We start from the raw sequence: 17881 nt of genomic DNA on the forward strand, positions 1-17881 counted from the left end.
TCCTGGGGCAGCGTGCCTTTCCGCCCCCGAGGACGTACCCCAACGGGCCCGCACGCGGGTCTTCCGCAGGAGACCATGAATCGGGGCGCGGGTGTCCGTCGTCCAGCGCCACTGCCCGGCCACCGGCAGCGTCCGCAAGGGGTCCGGAAGCGACGGTCTGTCGTCGCCGTCGGGCGGTGCTAGTGAGCGACGGGCAGGGACTGCTCGGTCCAGATGCATTTGCCGGACGGGGTGTAGCGGGCTCCCCAGCGGTCGGTGAGCGCGGCGATCAGCTGGAGTCCCCGTCCTCCCTCGTCCATGTCCGAGGCCCGGCGGATACGGGGCATGGTGGCGCTGCCGTCGGCGAGCTCGCAGATCAGCGTCCGGCTGCGCAGCAGACGCAGCATGACCGGCCCCTTGGCATGCCGCACGACATTGCCGACGAGCTCGCTGACGATGAGTTCGGTCGGCATCGCCAGCTCCTGCAGGTCCCAGGCGTCGAGCTGGTCGTGTATGTGGTGGCGGGCCTGGCCCGCGGCTTTGGGATCCGTCGGGAGCGACCAGCAGGCCAGGTCCGCCGGGGCCGACGCATGGGTGCGGGCGACCAGCAGCGCGGTGTCGTCGAGGGCGCGCTGCGGATCAGGCAGCAAGGCGGCGACGAGAGCGTCGCACAGACTTTCGGGGTCGGTGGCGCCGTTTCGGTACACGGTGCGAAGGGTCTGGGCGAGGTGGCCCATGCCCTGGTCCAGCGCGCGGTCCGGGGACTCCACCAGGCCGTCGGTGTAGAGGACCAGCAGGCTGTCTTCCGGCAGCTGGATCACAGTCGTGTCGAAGGGCGGGGTCGCGGCGCCGAGTGGCGGGTTGAGCGGGAGGTCGGGGAAGTAGGCGGTGCCGTCGGGATGGACGACCGCCGGTGGCGGGTGGCCTGCCGTGGTGAGGGAACAGAGCCCGCTGGTCGGATCGAACACGGCGTACAGGCAGGTGGCGTAGAAGTCGTCGCCAAGGCCGTTGACCCGTTCGTTGAGATGGATGAACATCTCTTCCGGTGGCAGTTCGAGGTCGGCCAGCGTGCGGACGGCGGTCCGCAGACGGCCCATGGTGACGGCCTCGGACAGGCCATGGCCCATCACATCCCCGATGACCAGAGCGACGCGGTCCGCGGAGAGCGGGATGACGTCGTACCAGTCGCCGCCGACCTCCATGCCTTCGCCGGCGGGCAGGTAGCGGGCCGCCGCCGTGACGGCGGCCAACGAGGGCAGTGTGCGGGGCAGCAGGCCGCGCTGCAGTTCCTGGGCCCTGCCGTGCTCGGCATCGTACAGCCGGGCGCGTTCCAGGGCATGGGCCACGAGTCCGCTCAGCGCGGTCAGCAGGGTGCGTTCCTCCTGCGTGAAGGCGTGCGGCCGCTTGTAGGAGAGGGTGCAGCATCCGACGGAGCGCCCGGAGGCGACCAGGGGCAGCATCGCCCACGCCTTCTTGCCGTCCGCGGCCGGGGTGTCGGCCATCGCGGGATAGCGGCGGATGAACTCCTCCGCCGAGGGGATGAAGTTGGGGACACAGTCGATCAAGGCCTGGGCGACCGGTGGAGTGTCCTCGACGCGGATTCCCTCGATCCGCCTGACGAACTCCGCCGGGTACCCGGACGTGCCCACCGCGAAGATGCGCTCGTTTTCCTGAACCCAGACGCCGACTCCGTCCGCGCCGAACAGCGGCAGCATGTATGCGTCGACGACGTCGACGACGTCCCGTCCGGTGACCGCCGACGCCAGGGCGCGGGTCAACTCCGCAATCCGGGCGGTGCGCTCCGCGTCCTGCTGGTCCTCCAGGCGTCGGACGCGGGTGACGTCGGTGAAGGAGAGGGTCAGGCCTTCGGGCACGGGAACCAGCCGCACGTGCAGCCACCGCCCGTCCGTGGGCCTCCGCAGATCGAAGGCGACCGGTCGGCCGTCGTCGAGTGCCCGGCGGCAGGTGTCCACGCGGGAATCGAGCAGGTCGGGGACCGCCTCCCACAGCAGGCGGCCGGGCAAGGGGCCTGACGGGTCGAGCAGGCGTTCGGCCGCCGGGTTGGCGAAGGTGATCCGCCACCCTCTGTCGACGGCCAGGAGTCCGTCGCTCATGTTCAGCAGGGCCCGGCTGACCGAGGACGGGGCGAGACCGGTGCCCGTGATGTCCCTCAGCGTGCCGATCAGCCGGACGGATGTGCCGTCCGGCTGGGTAAGGGCATACCCGCATGCCTCCAGTCGGCGGAAGCTCCCGTCCTGTCCCCGCTGCCGGTACTCCAGGCTGTACGCCGAGCGGGCCCGGATCGCCTCGTCCATACGAGCCAGCAGCGGCGGCAGGTCCCACGGGTGAACCAGGCGCCGCCAGGTGCCGATCCGACCGTCGAAGGTGCCCTGATCCAGGCCGAGGATCCCCAGCGCGGACCGGTCCCCCAATACCACGCCGTCGGTGAAGTCCCAGCCCCAGGGGACCATCACCTCCGGGCCGGTCAGCGACTCACCGTATCCGTACCACCCGGTGTCGGCCGCGCCCGGCACCGCCGTGCACCGTCGCAGCCAGTCGGTGGCCCACTCGGTGACGGCGCCAAGCAGTCGCTGCGCCTCGATCCCCGGTTCACCCGGCGCGGAGGTGACAACGGACACCGCGCCCTGCGGCCCCCCGGGGGCGGTCAGCGGGACCGACAGTATTCCAGTCCCGCGGCAAGGCCGCCCCGGCACGACTCCAGCATCCCCCGGCGCATCGGCGGGCATCCACACCGCGGTGCTCTCCCGCACCGCGCGGGCGGCCGGGACCTGCTCCCCGCGGCCTATCTCCGCCCACTCCCGCACCAGTGCGCCGGGCAGCCCGCTGCTCGCCACCAGGTAGAGAGAGCCGCTCCCCAGGACGCCCAGATGCAGCATGCTGCCCAGCCCGCCGAGCACGGCCACCGCCTGCTCCAGGCCGAGCCGCAGCAGCTCATAGCCGCCCGGACCGTTCACGCCGACCGCGGCAGTACTGGGCCTCACTGTCGGCGGTTCGGTGTCAACCGGCGGGGCTTCGGTACCGGCACCGTCGTCCAGGCTCATGGTTCACCTACCGTGGATGGTCAGGCGGCATACAAGACAAAGATATCTCCCGGATGTGCCGGCGGTCAGGGGATGCGCCGCCGAACCCGCCGCCGAACCCGGCGCCGCACCCGGTTGACCACTCAGAGTGACCAAGCAGCGCGCGCGTGGCGTACGGTTCAAGCAGACGTGTCCGTTCCGCTCAGGCCTCGGCCTCGGCGCGCTCTCCGTCGGCCGCTGCTGTGCGCGCCGGTGGCCAGGTGTCCTTGACCCATCCGGTGACGGCTCCATGGCACGGCTCAGCCGCTTGCCGGCCGCCGAGATGGTGGGAGTATCCATGGCGGAGGAGGAGCTTGCGTACGCCCTGGATCGTGTAGCTCACCTGGAACATACGCTCGATCACAGCTGCTATCCGGGACAGGGTCCACCTCCGGTCCGGCCAGCCCTGCGGCATCGGGCCGTCGACCAGAGCCGCCTCCAGGGCGGCGAACTCGGCATCGCTCAGACGCCTCGCTGCTCGGTTGCCTTGTGCATGCAGCGCCTTGGCTCCGCCGCCCCGCCAGTCCCGTCGCCACTTCTCCACGGACCGGACGTGAACGCCGAACTCCGTAGCGATCACCGAGCTCTTCTCTCCTCGGTCGAACCACCCGGCCGCTTCCATGCGGAGCTGTTGGCGGGACAGCCGCTCCTCACGGGTCAGCCCGCCGCCTCGTGTGTACCGCGAGGCGGGGTCAGGAGGGGGTGATGTCGTCTGCTTCGGAATCGCCGACGCGGCTTTCGTTGACATCTGCTCACTTTCCGGACTACGGCACATCGTTCGCGCGCACAGGCAGTGGATCTCCGACGGCCTGCCCTGCCGTCCGCAGGACTCCGCTGTCCTTGCCGGAGTCCTGAAAGAGTGGCCGGAGCCGGTGCTTGGCTGTTCCTGCCGCTGCTACGCGGCGTCCGCACGGACTCGTGGTACTCGCGCGGCACGTGGCGCGCCGGGTCCGCGCCGACCGGCAACGAAGGATCGTGGCGGCCGCCGCGCTTCGGAACCGCGGGGCGCGGGTGGCCCCGCGACGAGATGAGTGACGCGGCGCGTGTTCCTCATCGACGCTCCTGCCACCATAGGTGATCTTCCGCGAGAGCGGCCTGTCGCCGGCACTCAGCCGACGATCTTGATACTGAGGGAGAAGTCCTTGGCCCTGCTGGCCTGCCCTAGGATCAGCAGGCCGGCGCCCTCCAGCCAGTGCGCCATCTTCAGGTCGCCGGTGTCCAGCGGGCGCAGGCCGAGGCTCTCGATGAACGACGCCACCGACGCCTTGGCTCCGGCGTCGTCGCCCGCGATGAAGACGTCGAGCGGTCGGCCTCCGGCTTCCCCGGCGGCCAGGACCCCGGAGAAGAGCGTGTTGAACGCCTTGACGACGTGCACGCCCGGGGCGGCAGTCCTGGCGATCTCCTGGGCCGCCGAGCTGTCGGCAGGGGTGACGAGGTCGGTGAAGGTGGCGAGATCGAAGGGATTGGTGATGTCGACGACGGCCTTGCCGGTCAACGCGGTTCCGTAGTGAGCGACGACGGACGCCGCGCCGGCGTAGGGCACCGCGAGGACGACGATGTCACCGGAAGGGGGATCGGTGAGCGTTCCGGCCGTGGCGTTGTCGCCGAGTTCGTCGGCCAGAGCGGCGGCCTTGGCCGCGTCACGGCCGATCACCTGGACGCTATGGCCACTGGCGACCGCGCGGGCGCCGAGGACATGGGCCATGTTCCCCAGCCCGATGATGCTGATAGTGCTCATGAGGTGTACCTACCTTCGTGACCGAGGTGTGCAGCCGAAGCCTGTGAACGCGGAGAACCTTGTGAACCCGGAAGAGAATAAAAGGCCGTCAGGAATGCGCTGCGGCGAACCGCGGCGGGGAGTTCGGGAGGGAGAAGGAGATGTCCGCGAGCACACATCGCGCACAGCCGCAGCGGCCTCATGAGCTCAGGCACCGCGGTACTGACGACCAGCGGAACCGATCAAGCCGATCGGCTTGCCGACAGGGGCACCCAGCCCGAAGGGGGCAGAAGGGCAGGGCGAAACGCTCCTCAGGGCCGCGGGCGTGGTGGCACGCGCTCGGGAACGAGTTGCGGCGACGGGTCACCGGGCGCGAGGACTCACGCAGGGCTGCCATCTTCCGCGGGCCGCCGCCTCGGCAGACCGGCGGGTTGCCTGAGCCCACGCGCACGGAACCGAGGGCGAAGCGAACGGACAGGGCTGCTCCTGGTGCCAGGCCTGGTGACGGCGGGGCGTCATGGACGAGCGGCGGAGGCCGAGTGGCGTCTGCATCAGGTACGAGAGCGTTATCCGCGCTACAGTTAACACATAAACCATACACCAATGGAGGCATCTGTGCAGCGCGCGGAGGAGATCGAACGGCTCGCTGTGCGGGCCGCCGCAGGTGACAGGCAGGACCTGGAAGCTCTGCTCCACTTGATCGGTCCGGAGGTCATCAGGCGTTGCGGCAGATTTCTTCCGTGCCGCGAGGACGCGGAGGAAGCAGCGCAGGAAGTGCTGCTTCAGGTAGCCCGGAACATCACCTCGTTTCAGGGGCGCAGCCGCTTCACCACCTGGCTGCACCCGGTGGTGGTCAACTGCGTTCGCCAGAAGTACCGTGAGTTGAAGCGGCGCGGGGCCGAAGAGCCTTTGACGATGGACGAGCTGCTACACGCGGACCCCCGGACGACCAGCGTGATCGCCGGTTCGCGCGTCGATCTGCTGGAGGCACTGGACCGTCTCGAGCGGGAACACCCCCACCTCGTGGATCCTGTGGTGTACCGCGACTTCTGCCAACTGGATTACGCGGAGGTCGCGGAGCGGCTCGGAATTCCGCTCGGTACTGTCAAGTCCCGTCTGCATCAAGCACGCAGGGCCATCAGGTCCTGGCTGGCCGAGGGTCCGTGATCACTCCCCGATGTCCCCGGGGCCGCCATGATCACGTCGCCGGGACGGGTGTGCCGAGGGCCACTCGGCGATCTCCGATGCAGCCGGCCGCCCGGCCCGGTCAGCCGCAGCCCCTACGACCGGCCACGCCCCACCAGCATCGCGATCAGTTGCTCGCCCGACACGGGTGCAGGCCGGCCCAGCAGGGCACTCCCGACCGGCTTCGTGATCCCCAACCCCACTGATGTATCCGTCACTTGAGGTCTTTCTCGTGATCGTCGGACCCGCCGTCAGATGTACACTCCCCCGCAGAGCGCGACGGTCCACCGCGTACGGGGATGCGCTGCATGGCCCAGACCGCTTTACCGTTTTCGGTGGCCCGGACGCCCCACCGGTCGGCTAGTTCGGATACCAGGAGCAAGCCACGGCCGTGGACCTCGTCAGGTTGCGTCTGGACGACGCGCGGAATGCCTCTGCCGTCGTCGGAGACGACGCAGCGAAGGGTGCTGTTACCGACCGCCAGGCGGAACCGGGCCCCGGAAAGGGGAGCGTGCAGAACCGCGTTGGTGACGAGTTCACTGACGATCAGCTTGGTGGTGTACACCAGCTCGCTCAGACCCCATCCGGTCAGTACCGCGGCTGTGAGCGAGCGGGCATGACCGACGATCGCGGGGTCGGGCGGTAGCCAGGCGACCACCTCGGCGCGGTTGACAGGAGTGGTCGAGGAGCAAAGAGTTTGCATAACGCCTTCCGAAGTCTTGTACGCCCGCTCGGATTGACGGGAATCTGCAGCGCGAATATTGATTCCCGCGCCGCCTGACAGCCAGTGGGCCGTCGGGGGCCCGCAGGATCTGTTCTTCAGGTGAGTGGGAGCTGAGGAAGAACTGAGGTAGTGGTCGGCCCGGGGACGTCAAGGGTTCGAAAGAGGAGCGGCCGTATCTCTTTCTGCTCCGCGTTCCACCGGCGGCCTCAGCCGCGTGGTGAGCGGCATGAGGGTGCCCTCATGCTCGTCTTGCGTGACTTCGACGAAGGCACCACGGCGGCGCAGCGTGCGGTACTCGGCTACGAACCCGTTGTCCTCCGGCTCGGTTGTCGCCGGGTCCGTGTGAGACGCGGCGTCAACGGGAGCGGGGCCAATGCAGCGCGGTGACCGCCGTGGCCAGGGTGACCGATGCCAGTCGTGGGTAGTCGAGCGTCTCAGGCGTGTCGGTGGGCCGATGATAGTGAGGGTTAAGGAAGTTCGCGGTCCCGGTCAGCATCAGTGCGGGGATGCGGCGGTTCCAGAAGGACGCATGGTCGCTGCGGCCCAGATGGTTCAACGGCGGTACCGCCAGGCCGAGAAGGACGCCCGCCACTCCGTCCGGGCGAGGGTCGCGCAGCGTGATGCCCGGGAGTGCCGGCGAGGCCTCCGCAGCGGTCCGCCGCCACAGTTCGGCTGCCGCGTCAGAAGCCCGGCGGTGCACCACGAGTGTGAAGTCGCCCCGATATTCCATGGCGCGGACGGCTCTGGCCGCGTCAGGGAAGGCCCGCGAGAATCCCGGCGGAAGCCGCTGGCTGCCAGGCTTGGCCGAGAAGACGCCGACCGACTCGAGGCATATCATGCCCGCGATGGGCCGGGCCCTGCTCAGCTCCCTGGCCACGACCCGGGATCCGATCAGGCCGAGTTCCTCCATGTCGAACAAGGCCAGCGTGACTGCCGGAGGGGTGGACAAGCGTCCCAACAGCCGCGCGATTTCGAGAATCGCGGCCACCCCGGAGGAGTTGTCGTCGGCCCCAGGACTGCCGTCGACCGTGTCCAGATGTGCCCCGATCACCACCGTCGGGCGCTCCTCGGTCCTGGATCCAGGAAGATCGGCGATGAGATTGGCGCCCCTCAGCCTCGGGTGCAGACGGAGTTTGAGGGGGAGAGCACGGTTGCCGTGCCGGTCTGTGGAGCCGAGCTGCCACCGTACGTCGAACGGCCGTCGATCGACCTGCCAGCCGGACGCGCGCAGTTCTCCGTCCACATACGCCTCCGCGCGCCCCATCGCCTCGGGTGACCGCCGCCGGCTGTGCGGTTCCCCTGCAAGGATCCGCACGTGGCGTCTCAGGCGCTCCGCGTCCACCTGCGGCCCCAGAGCCCGTACCACCGCCGTGATGGCACTCGCGCTGCTTTCCGTCATCGTGTTCCTCACATAGCGAAGGCAGTGGTGCGCGAGAAGGCTCACATAGGGAGGCCGATCTCCGCGGACCGTAGCTTGCCGTCCGGAACCGCTCTCCGGCCTCATGGAGGCCGGAGAGGCGCCTCCGTTTCTGCAGGGAACCTGTGCTGCCGGGGGCCACAAGCGGCATATCCCGTGCACTGCTCCCAGCCTCGCTCGGCTCGCCCCGGCTCTACGCCCAGTAGCCCGCGGCCGGGTGGAAACCTTGTGTGGGGCGTGGCCGCGGTTCGGGTTCGGTTCAGGTCGGGGGTGCTCCCGCCCCTTACTCGCTCATCTCGTGACGTGGGACTCGGGCTCCATGCCCGGGATGGGGTGGAGGGGGTCCGCTTCGGGGGCATCAGCCGTTTCGGGGGCTCCCGTGGTCCCGCGATGAGTCGTCCGCGGAGCGTGGTCCGGGTCTTCGGCCGTTGCCTGCCCCGAAGTGTCATCAGGTGAGTCGGCCGAGGCGCCCACAGGTACGCCGGCCCCGTCCGGTGCGTCCGCGGCCGTGTTCTCCTGCGATGTCTCCGGTTCCGCCGCCGCCTGTTCCAAGGCGGCGAGTGCCTCAAGAAGTGGCTCGGTCTCGACCAGCATGCTCACCGCGCCGGTCGGGTTCAGGTAGAGCAGATGTTCCTCGGGCAGTCTCTCGACCAGGTCCGCCACCGTCACCAGATCGTAGGCCAGTCGCCCGGCCGCCTGAACGTGTGTCAGGGAGGTGTAGACCGGCAGTACCGGCGTGCCGTCCGGCGCGGTGGCGGTCAGCGGAATGCCGTCGTGACTGATCAGGACCGCGACCTCGGCCCCGGCGAGGGTCCGGGGAACGTCGTCGGCGGAGCCGTAGCCCGTACTCGCGAGCTGTACCGCGGCGTCCACGTCGTCGGTCGGCTCCGGCCAGCCGAGTGCTTCCGGAGAAGGGCGGTAGTCGCTGTTGTCCTGCCACTCTTCGATCTTTCCGGTCGGCCCGGACCGCCACCGGCCGATCAACGCCCATGCGGGGGGCGGCCCATCACCCTGCCAGGCGGGGTCGACCATGCCCAGCCAATGATCGGGAGCGAGGGCGGCGGCCTGGCGAAGCTCCTCGGTCGGTTGGGGAGGCGGCGCGAAAGAACGCCGAAACCCCCCTGGTTCCCCCTCGTCCGACTGCTGCTCGGTGGCGTACACGGACTGGTCGACGGGGTCGTCGGGCGTGTGTGTCCCTGGACCGGTCTCGGGGCCGCCGTCGACTGCTGACCCGCTGGCGGTGTCAATGTTCACGAGAGTCCTCGTCTGTTAGGGAAATCAGGGGCGGGACGGCGGCTCGAGGGCGCGTAGGTCCCGGCGCACTTCTCTCGTCGCGTTTGCCGAAAGCTGGAAGGCCCTCCGCCGCGGTGCGTACGCTACGTCTGGCGACGGATGCCGGGACCTGTCATGGCTCGCGGAGGACCGGGAAGGACCCGCATATGCCTGTCTGTTCCCCGGGGCCTTCGCGGTCGCTGACACGAGCGGATCAGATGATGCCGGCGCGAATGGCGTACGAGACCGCGTGTACGCGGTTGCGCAGGCCGAGGCGGCGCAGTACGGCGGAGAGAATCTTCTTGATCGTTCGTTCGGAGTAGCTCATCTTGACCGCTATCTCGGACAGGTCCAGGCCTTCCGAGACCAGGCGCAGCACGTCGATCTCCCGGGAGGTCAGTCCGGAGGCGCTCAGACCTCGGGGGTGCAGTACCACCCGCTGGACGTATTCTATCTGCTCCAGCAACTCCCTCTGGATCACCGGTGGAAGCCATGCGTGGCCCGCTGCGACCGCCTGCACCGCCTGGAGCAGAACCGCGGGGCTGATCTCGGCGCGCCACAGCACGGCGCGTACACCGTGTTCGGCGGCGACGGACGGTTCGACGTGCCAACCGCCTTCCACCACCAGCACGAACCGTGTGTTCGCCGGCGTGGACAGACTGCGCAGGAGGCTCATCGCGAAACTGTCGGCGCTCCCCACCGCCACTACGGCGGTGGTGGACTCCCTCATCGTGGTCAGCGCCAGTTGCGGCGAGCGTTCGATGTTGGAGATCAGACCCGCCCGGGTGAGCGGGTCCTCGGAGTACACCGCCACGTGCGTAGCACTCATGTCTTCTTCCTCACCACGGCTGGTATTCCGCGCGGGGGGGCGCGAGGGACAGTGAACGGATACCTGTTATGCAAGGTGTTTGAGTCACTGTTCTGTTAGATGACCTGAAGGCAAGGAAAGTTCGGAGCAATTTTCGGGCACGGAGTGAAGCGGCCGGACAGGCGTGCATGCCGCGTGCGTAGCGGGAGAAGCCGCGCGAACAATCCAACTCACCGTGCGCTACGAGTTGGTAGCCTTGGCTGGATTCTTTCCCTCCGTCGGCCATCTTTTCGGTTTCCTCCCCCTGTGGTCCAGGACATCACTTCGGCCGGCGCGCCCGAATCTCTGGGGCTACATCGACCACTCAGCTCTCGTTTGGTCCGACAGGCTTTATCAGTAGGCCTGCAGGTTGAGCTGCTTCCCAGGCGTTCACGGGCCGTATCGGCTGCATTGATCACGAGCATTGTCGACACCGCCGGACTTGGCCACGGCGAAAACCTCCGGTGCGGTGGGGGTCTTGAGTCTTCATCGCACGGAGGTCTTCCGGGCCTTCCGCCACTCCTGACTGACTACTCATCGCAGGCGGCTGCTGGTCGAACATGTCTACGCAGGTCGCCCTGCCGCTCATGTGACGGCCGAGAACGGGTATCTCCCGCGCCACGGCCTTGCCCGGCTGTCTCAGGCAAACCGACCAGCGTCCTCGAGCCGTCCGCGCAGAGCAAGGCATCACTCAGCTCGAACAGGGCGTCGGGTCCACTGGGTCAGGCACGCATAGAACTCCGACCGGAATCATGACAGTTCGACAAACGCATCGCACGGGACATCCCACTGGAGCAGACCATCGCCACGACTTTCATACTGGTCGAGTGCCTCTGTGACGGAGCAGAGGGTCAGGTTCTCAGCCGCAACCGTCGGCAAGTTCGAGATCCTGTTCGACTGCGAACGACCAACGCCAAGCTTGGCTTCGCGTGTGAATACGTGGCCTGTGGCAAGGGTTCAGCCACCATGGGCGAGCTCCCACATCATCATGATCGACGACGGGTCCAGCGCTCGTTGTAGACCCACGATGTCTTTATAGGCCGCAAGGTGCTGCTTTCCCTGCCACAGCGGTATCAGCCGGGCGTCACCCGCGAGGATCTGCTGGGCCTCCCTGAACTGTGGGACCGCATAGGTGCGATTGCTCTCACGCCGCGACTCCGGCAGCAGTTTGCCGGTGATCCGCGGCGACTTGTACGGGACCCCAAGGGCGTTCTGGGCGCCCACGAAGGGACTGATGTAGTTGTCGGCGTCGGGGAAGTCGGGAAACCAGCCACGCCCGAACACCGGATACTCGCCCTTCTCGTAGCCGTCCACGAACGTCTTCCAGGGACGGCCTTTGAGCGTCACCGTGAAGAGTCCCGAGGCTTCGAGCTGGCGCTTGAGCTCGCGGAACTCGAGCGCGGTTTCCGAGCCGTACCGGTCGGTGGTGTACCAGAAGGTCAGCGGGACGCGTTCGCTGATACCCGCGGCGGTGAGGATCTTGCGGGCTTTGGCGGCGCTGGGGCCACCGAACTCGTCGAAGTAGGACGGGGTGTGCCCGGTCAGTCCGGCGGGGACCATGGAATAGAGCGGTTCGACCGTGCCCGCGTATACGTTGTGGGCGATTGCGGCCCGGTCGACCACCTGGGCCACGGCCTTGCGGACGGCAAGCTGCCCGGACCACCGATCCGACGGGTTGAAGACCAGGTAGTTGATGTCGACGCCGGCGTTCTCCCTGACCGAGACATCGTCGCCGAAGCGCCCACTCTGGAGGGCGATGACGTCGGAGGCGGCAAGACCCAGGTAGGTGACGTCGATCTTCCGGCTCTTCAGAGCGTCGGCGAGGTCGGCGGAACTGTGGAAGTAGCGAATGGTCACCGAGTCGTTCTTCCGCTCGGCCGCACCCTGGTAGTGCTCGTTGCCGACGAGTACGGCCTTCTCACCTGTTTCGTAGGACCGCAGGGTGTACGGCCCGGAACCGGTGATGTGACCGTCTTCGCGGATGGCTGTGGCGGGGTAGTCGGCAGGGTCGACGATCGACATGGCCGGAGTCGTGAGGATGAACGGAAAGGTGGCGTCGGGGCTCTTGAGGTGGAAGGCGACCTCGCGGTCGCCGGTGGTGGCGACCCGGTCCAGGTTCCCGAGCAGACCCGCCGGACCGCTGGACGCGTTGATCCGCACTATTCGGTCGATGGAGTACTTCACGGCGTTGGCGTCGAGCTCGTCGCCGTTTGAGAAGGTGAGTCCGGTGCGCAGGGTGCAGCGGTAAATCAGGTCTGACTTGTCGGTGAATCCGCAGCTCTTAGCGGCATCGGGCACGGGATCCCCCGCGCCGTCGGGGTAACTCAACAGTGTCTGGTACACATTGCGGAACAGCTCCCAGGAACTGTCCCAGGACTCAGCTGGGTCCAACGTGCTCGGGGAACTTGTGGTGCCGACGACGATCGGGGCACTTCCATGGGACAGGACTCCGCATCCTGCCACCAGCGACACGGCCATGGCTGCCGCCGTTCGGCGCAGCCTTCGGATCCGGTTGAACACGCCTTGCTCCTTGAGGATCCAACACGGGGATCGATGACATATTCACGGCGCGCGGCCGGAAACTTCATGGAATGGTGGGTATGGCGCGACGGCAGGCCTTGGGGGCGCCCCGATCTCCGTCGTCAGCACAACACATCTGGTGTCGATGAGATGGGTCGATGTGCGGACCGGATCTCGTCCGCGCCGTACCGGCTCGTGGGCTGGCCGCCGACACTCCAGTGCGCAGCGGGGAGCGAGCTGGGCCCCCGCTGGGAGGGTTCGCACCAACGCCCCGGGCCGGGCGACCTTCTCGGCCATGATGGCCCGAGCGGCCGTGTCCGTCATCCGAGCACGACCCGCACGGCGCGGCCGGATGTGAGCCGGTCACGCGGACACACGCGCCAGGCAGGACGCCGGACCCCAAGAGAGCGTGGGAGTCGGCCGACGGCGTGGCTCACAACGGCAGACTTACACCGCCGAACCGATTCGTTCTGGTGCTAAAACGATCCCAAGCCGCCAGGCGGCGACGGCCCCGGCGGGGACGAGCCCCAGAGCGGCCGGAGCCGGCAAAGGCGCCTCGTCCGGGAGACCCTGATCCCCAGTCCGGCTGACGAGGGCATCACTCCGGAGACCCTTGCGAGTGCCCGCACCCAGAGAGGTAGCGAGCATCGACGTGCCGATGACGGCGTCGACACATGACACGGCACAACCCCCTATGGTTAACATGTTACCTATACCGTAGATGGGGGATGGTTAACTCGTCAACCGCGCACAGATGGTGCTCCAGAGGAGTACCCCCGAGGGGTCCACGGCCAAGAGCAGCGCGCCCCGCGCAGCCTGACGACGAGAGAGGCCAGAGGGGTTGAGCCCTGAGAGTGGACACCGGCGCGCTGCTCCAGCGCGGACAGCATGAACCTGCCCGGCTTGCCCTCGACCAGCCCGGCCCCTTCCACGAGCCGTTCCAGCCGGACCCGTGCACCGACGGCGAAGTCCTCCTCGCACCCCGGCCCATCCAGCCGGTCGCGCGCACCCATATCGCCGTCGTGCCGCCCCGGTTGCCCGCCCGCGCGACCCGCACAGTCAGAGGCGGGGCCTGCTCACCGGAAAGCGGGCAGAGGGACAACAGGTTTCGACCGGTGCGTCCGTCATAGCAGCTACCCGATCATGCCGGTTGACCATGCTGCCGCACCGCAGAACTCCAAGATCCCCGACAGGGTCAAGCTGACGGCGCCGATCGTGGCGTGGGACCGGCTGAAGACGCAGGCCTCCAAGACGTCGAAGGCTCTCGTTGCCGACGGGACTCGCCGGCAGTGGTCCTGCTGCCCGGGTAAGCGGCCCACCTGGGGAACACGGGTCGGGCAACCGATGCCGAGCATGACGGCCCCGCGCAATTCACGCTCACGCGCGCCCTTTTTTCGGGTATTTCATGCCGTCAGCTCGTGTGTTAGCGTGCGCCTGCGCTCGCACGTGCTGTCGTCTCTCATCCACTGAACTTCACCCCGCTGTTCTGCTTCGGTCTCCGCGCAGAGCGGTCGTGAGGACGTGAGAGCGAAGCGTTTCAGGTACATGTGCGTTTCAGGCGTGCCATGCACATCCGCTGACACCTTGGCTAGCGGACCGCGATGATGAAGTGAGATACATGAGTGTCAACCAGGCACCGGGGCCGGACGAGGTACACCAGCCGGCAGTTGGCGCGGAAAGCTCCCTGGCCAATCAGCACACCAACGGCGAGCCGACCCTGTGGGGAGAGGCACTGCCCTGGGTCGACGAGGTCGGGGGGACGGGCGACTCCTCTTCCGCGCGGCACCCGTCGGCCGAACAGGGCACGCCCTCAGCCGACCGGCCCACTGAGCCACACGACCCGGTGCCCGTCGACACATCCTTCGCCGACGGCTCCACCAGCATGCTCCAATTCCCCCGCCAGGCCGCGGAGCCGGAAAGCGACTTCGTGCTCCTCGGAGCGGAAGGCGGCGACGCCTCGGCGGAGAAGAGGTCCCGCAGACGCGGCCGGGTACGAGCAGCCGCCCTGACGACCGCCGCGTGCGCCGGAATCGTCGTAGCAGCCACTTTGATATCCAGCCGGACGGACCATGACGGACCAGGCAATGCGGTGGTGGCACGAAGCGCCGATCCCTACCAGGTGACCGGGACGCCGACCGGTGCGGACCTTTCCGTGATTCGTTCGCTCTCGGCCAGCCCGTCCCGCACCGGCGCCCAGCCCTCGCAGTCCCGCGGCGCGAGCGCCTCCGCGCAGCCCAGCGTGACAAGTACGCCGGCCCACGCACCCGGGGTGACGCACGCCCCGTCCGCCACCGCGCAGCCACACCCCGCGAAGACGCCGACGCCCAGCTCGACACCGACCTCCACGGCGGACCCCTATGTCATCCAAGCCACCGCGGTCATCCAGCCGGGCCAGTCCATTGAGTACGGCAAGGCCACTTTGACGATGACCTCCTCCGGCGACCTGGTCGTGACCGATGAGCGAAACGTGACACGCTGGGCGACGCACACCTCCGGCTCCGACCTCCAAACGGTGTTCCAGAACGACGGCCTCCTCGCCGTCTATGACGCGCAGCACAAAGTCCACTGGTCGTCGTACACCAGCGGGAATCCGGGAGCGGTCCTGGCGATCACCTACAACGGCAACGTGCAGATCCGGCTCGGCAGCACCGTGCTCTGGCAGACGGGCACCGGCCATTGAGCCAGCGCTCGGGGGAGGAGCGTACCGCGGTCACGGCTGCACCGAAGCATGCCCACGGAACACGAGAAGCGACCGACGCATCAGTGACAGCACCGCCGTCACGCTCCCGGAGATCGCCGGGGACACCCCGCATGGTGGCCCGGCGCGCCGGTGAAGCCTGGCTCGTTCATCCGGTCGGCGCGCTGGATCACCGGTCCTGGATGTACGCCGCCGGCCTGGCTCGGGACGCCGAGTTCACCGTGGTGGTGATCGACATTCCCGAGGAGGACTCCCCGGACCTCCTGGACGCCGTGGCACGTGCTCTGCCGTCCGGGCAGACCGGGCTGCGGCTGCTGTTCGGCCGGACGCCTGCCGGAGGCAGCGCGCGGGCCGCGCAGTGGCTGGCCGCACGGACAGGACGGGACATGGTGACCGCGGACGGTCGTCCATGGCCTACCGCCGAGGGTGCCCTGTTCGTCAGTCCGGACAGAGGCTCGGGATGGACCCGCTACGCCCCGACCGGTGAAACCCGGTGGATGGGATGGCGTTTTCCTCACCCCGTCTGGGAAAGCGATCTCGGCGATCTGCCTGCCCACATATCGGAGTGGACACACGCCGAACCCCTCGCAGCCGGCCTGTGGCTACGTCCGAGCGAGGCATCGGACTCCCTCCGCACGCACCGCTCGTTTCTGATGACGCGTCTGCGAAGCAGACCGGAGGCACTCACCGTGGTCGTCGGCGCCCCCGGCTCGCTAGCCGTTCCCCTCGCGGACGTCGCCCGATTCTGGACAGGGCTGCCAGAACACCTGCGGCCCCATACCCGGTTCAGCTGTTTCGGCCCGGTCGTCCTGCCGGCCGGAACCACCTTCGGAGAGGCGTTGGCCGCCGCGGTGGGAGCGACAGTGCGGTCGTACACCGGGCTGCCCGTCAGTTCCACGGCACACATCCCCACCGAGGAACCCGTCGTCGTAGTGCGCCCCGACGGGACGTTGGGCCGGACACTGATGGCCCGAGAGGTCGCCCATTTCCCGCCGTCGCAGGATGGCGGACCCACTTACCCGGTAGTGACGAATCACCGGTGGCCGGTCGACACCCTGCCCCTGATCCGTCCCGGCGTCTACCGGCACGGGCCCGACGCCGTGGTGGAGGTGCTGAGCTGTGGTCTGTGGGTACGCAACGCCGTCGAGCCCGTGGACGCCGAGCCGCATTCCCTGCCGATGGACGAGGCGAACGAGATGGTCCTGTACGACAGCGGGGACCCCCAGACCGCTCCGTCGTTGCGGGAACTTGCCCAGGACATCGCGCGCCGGGTGGCCGCCGACAACACGGTCCCTCTCCAGGTGACCGGTATCCACTCGGCGGCACGCCGAAACGAGCCCGAACCGTTCGGTGACATCCGACCCACCGTCCTGGACGCGCCCGATCGAACGGGTATCGCCACGGCACAGGCGAGCTCCGAGGGGCACGAGCCGTCCCGGCCGGAAACCGCGCGAACCGCCCCCCGCACCGTCTCCGAACACCTCAGGGCTCTTTGCGGCGAACAATACGACTCCTGCATCGCCTTCGCCGCGGAGTTGGTGCGCCGGCACCCGGCCCTGCGTGGCGATCAGTCATCCGGGGACCCGGTCGTGGAACTGGCAGTGCTGCGTCTGCACCTTCTGCGGGACGGGGACCTTCCCATCCTTCTTTCCAAGGCCGGCGCCGGCAACACCGCGGCTCAGGAACTCGGCCGACTGCTGGCGTCGGGGCTGCACAGACTTCCCGCCTACACCGGCCCCGTGGCCCTGCGTACCGAGCTCGACCAAAGCGACCTGGCCCGGTACAAGGCAGGCGGCACGGTCACGGCGTCAAACTGGTTCGCCGGCACCATGACCGGATGGCCGGGACAGTCGGGCAACACGGATCTCGTCATCCTCTCGTCCGGCGGGCGCCGCACGGCACTCCTGGAGGCCGGTGACCCAGATGTGGTGATGTTCCCTCCCGGGGTTCGCTTCGCGCCGCTGGCCGTGGATGCGGGGGCGCGCAACGCCGTCTTTCTCCGGGAACTCGGCCCGGACGAGGCTGCCACGGCCGACCCGGACGCCTGTCGCCGAGCTGTCCGGCAACTGAGGCGCGCCCTCACCGGCTGGCGACGGGACGAGGGCTTCGAGGTCGTACGCACAGGCATGCTGAGCGCGTTCTTTCAGCCTCCTTTTCCGGGCACGACAGTGCGACCTACGGCGGACGGAGCAGGGGCGTCAAGGGAGCCGAACTCAGCGGTGCCGACGAATGGTTGAGCCCTCGCCGCGATCCTGATCTTCTTCGAGCACAGACCCGTGCCCGGCGGCGCGAGGACCGCTGCCACCGATGGCGTCCCGCGTGATGGTGTAGGCGATCACCGTGCGGGTGTGCGCGGGCGGGTGCCCGGGGCGTGCACCCGGTGACGGTCTCCGCTCCCTGCGCACAGGGCAGGCCACCGTGCAAATCTCCCTGGTGAAAGGC

The 17881-nt window shown here is 68.3% G+C and carries 11 protein-coding genes; 3 read left to right on the forward strand and 8 right to left on the reverse strand.

Annotation, left to right across the window (positions count from 1 at the left end; genetic code table 11):
* Positions 1-179 precede the first annotated feature (179 nt).
* The 3 genes from OG819_RS00080 to OG819_RS00090 all read right to left on the reverse strand — a co-directional run bounded on the left by OG819_RS00080 (position 180) and on the right by OG819_RS00090 (position 4797).
* Positions 180-3041, reverse strand: coding sequence for a SpoIIE family protein phosphatase (locus OG819_RS00080; protein ID WP_266647301.1), 2862 nt, complete (start codon positions 3039-3041; stop codon positions 180-182).
* A 181-nt stretch (positions 3042-3222) separates the two neighbouring features.
* On the reverse strand, positions 3223-3807 hold the full coding sequence (locus OG819_RS00085) for a winged helix-turn-helix domain-containing protein (protein WP_266647303.1): 585 nt from the start codon (positions 3805-3807) through the stop codon (positions 3223-3225).
* Positions 3808-4167: 360 nt separating this feature from the next.
* A complete protein-coding gene (locus OG819_RS00090; protein ID WP_266647305.1) occupies positions 4168-4797 on the reverse strand; it encodes an NAD(P)-binding domain-containing protein in 630 nt (209 codons plus the stop codon).
* A 582-nt stretch (positions 4798-5379) separates the two neighbouring features.
* On the opposite strand from OG819_RS00090, the gene OG819_RS00095 reads away from it, so the two are divergent.
* A complete protein-coding gene (locus OG819_RS00095; protein ID WP_266426554.1) occupies positions 5380-5943 on the forward strand; it encodes an RNA polymerase sigma factor in 564 nt (187 codons plus the stop codon).
* A 232-nt stretch (positions 5944-6175) separates the two neighbouring features.
* Here OG819_RS00095 and OG819_RS00100 read toward each other — a convergent pair whose 3' ends face one another.
* The 5 genes from OG819_RS00100 to OG819_RS00120 all read right to left on the reverse strand — a co-directional run bounded on the left by OG819_RS00100 (position 6176) and on the right by OG819_RS00120 (position 12741).
* Positions 6176-6619: an ATP-binding protein gene (locus tag OG819_RS00100; protein ID WP_266647308.1), complete on the reverse strand. Its 444-nt coding sequence runs from the start codon at positions 6617-6619 to the stop codon at positions 6176-6178.
* A gap of 421 nt (positions 6620-7040) precedes the next feature.
* Positions 7041-8084, reverse strand: a complete 1044-nt coding sequence (locus tag OG819_RS00105; RefSeq protein ID WP_266647310.1) for a M28 family peptidase — start codon at positions 8082-8084, stop codon at positions 7041-7043.
* Positions 8085-8393: 309 nt separating this feature from the next.
* Positions 8394-9356 carry a type VII secretion system-associated protein gene (locus OG819_RS00110; RefSeq protein ID WP_266647312.1) on the reverse strand — a complete coding sequence of 321 codons (963 nt, stop codon included), beginning with the start codon at positions 9354-9356 and terminating at the stop codon, positions 8394-8396.
* 232 nt (positions 9357-9588) lie between these two features.
* Positions 9589-10203 (reverse strand): response regulator transcription factor, encoded by a 615-nt coding sequence (locus OG819_RS00115; RefSeq protein WP_266426564.1) that lies wholly within the window; start codon positions 10201-10203, stop codon positions 9589-9591.
* A gap of 975 nt (positions 10204-11178) precedes the next feature.
* Positions 11179-12741, reverse strand: a complete 1563-nt coding sequence (locus OG819_RS00120) for an ABC transporter substrate-binding protein (protein WP_266647315.1) — start codon at positions 12739-12741, stop codon at positions 11179-11181.
* A gap of 1618 nt (positions 12742-14359) precedes the next feature.
* Between OG819_RS00120 and OG819_RS00125 the strand changes: the two genes are divergently transcribed.
* Complete coding sequence (locus OG819_RS00125) at positions 14360-15421, forward strand: hypothetical protein (protein WP_266647317.1); 1062 nt, start codon at positions 14360-14362, stop codon at positions 15419-15421.
* Between the two features lie 131 nt (positions 15422-15552).
* Positions 15553-17676: a hypothetical protein gene (locus OG819_RS00130; protein ID WP_266647319.1), complete on the forward strand. Its 2124-nt coding sequence runs from the start codon at positions 15553-15555 to the stop codon at positions 17674-17676.
* The last annotated feature ends 205 nt before the right edge of the window (positions 17677-17881 follow it).

Origin of the sequence: Streptomyces sp. NBC_01549 (assembly GCF_026339955.1) — a bacterium.
Classification (GTDB): Bacteria; Actinomycetota; Actinomycetes; order Streptomycetales; family Streptomycetaceae; genus Streptomyces.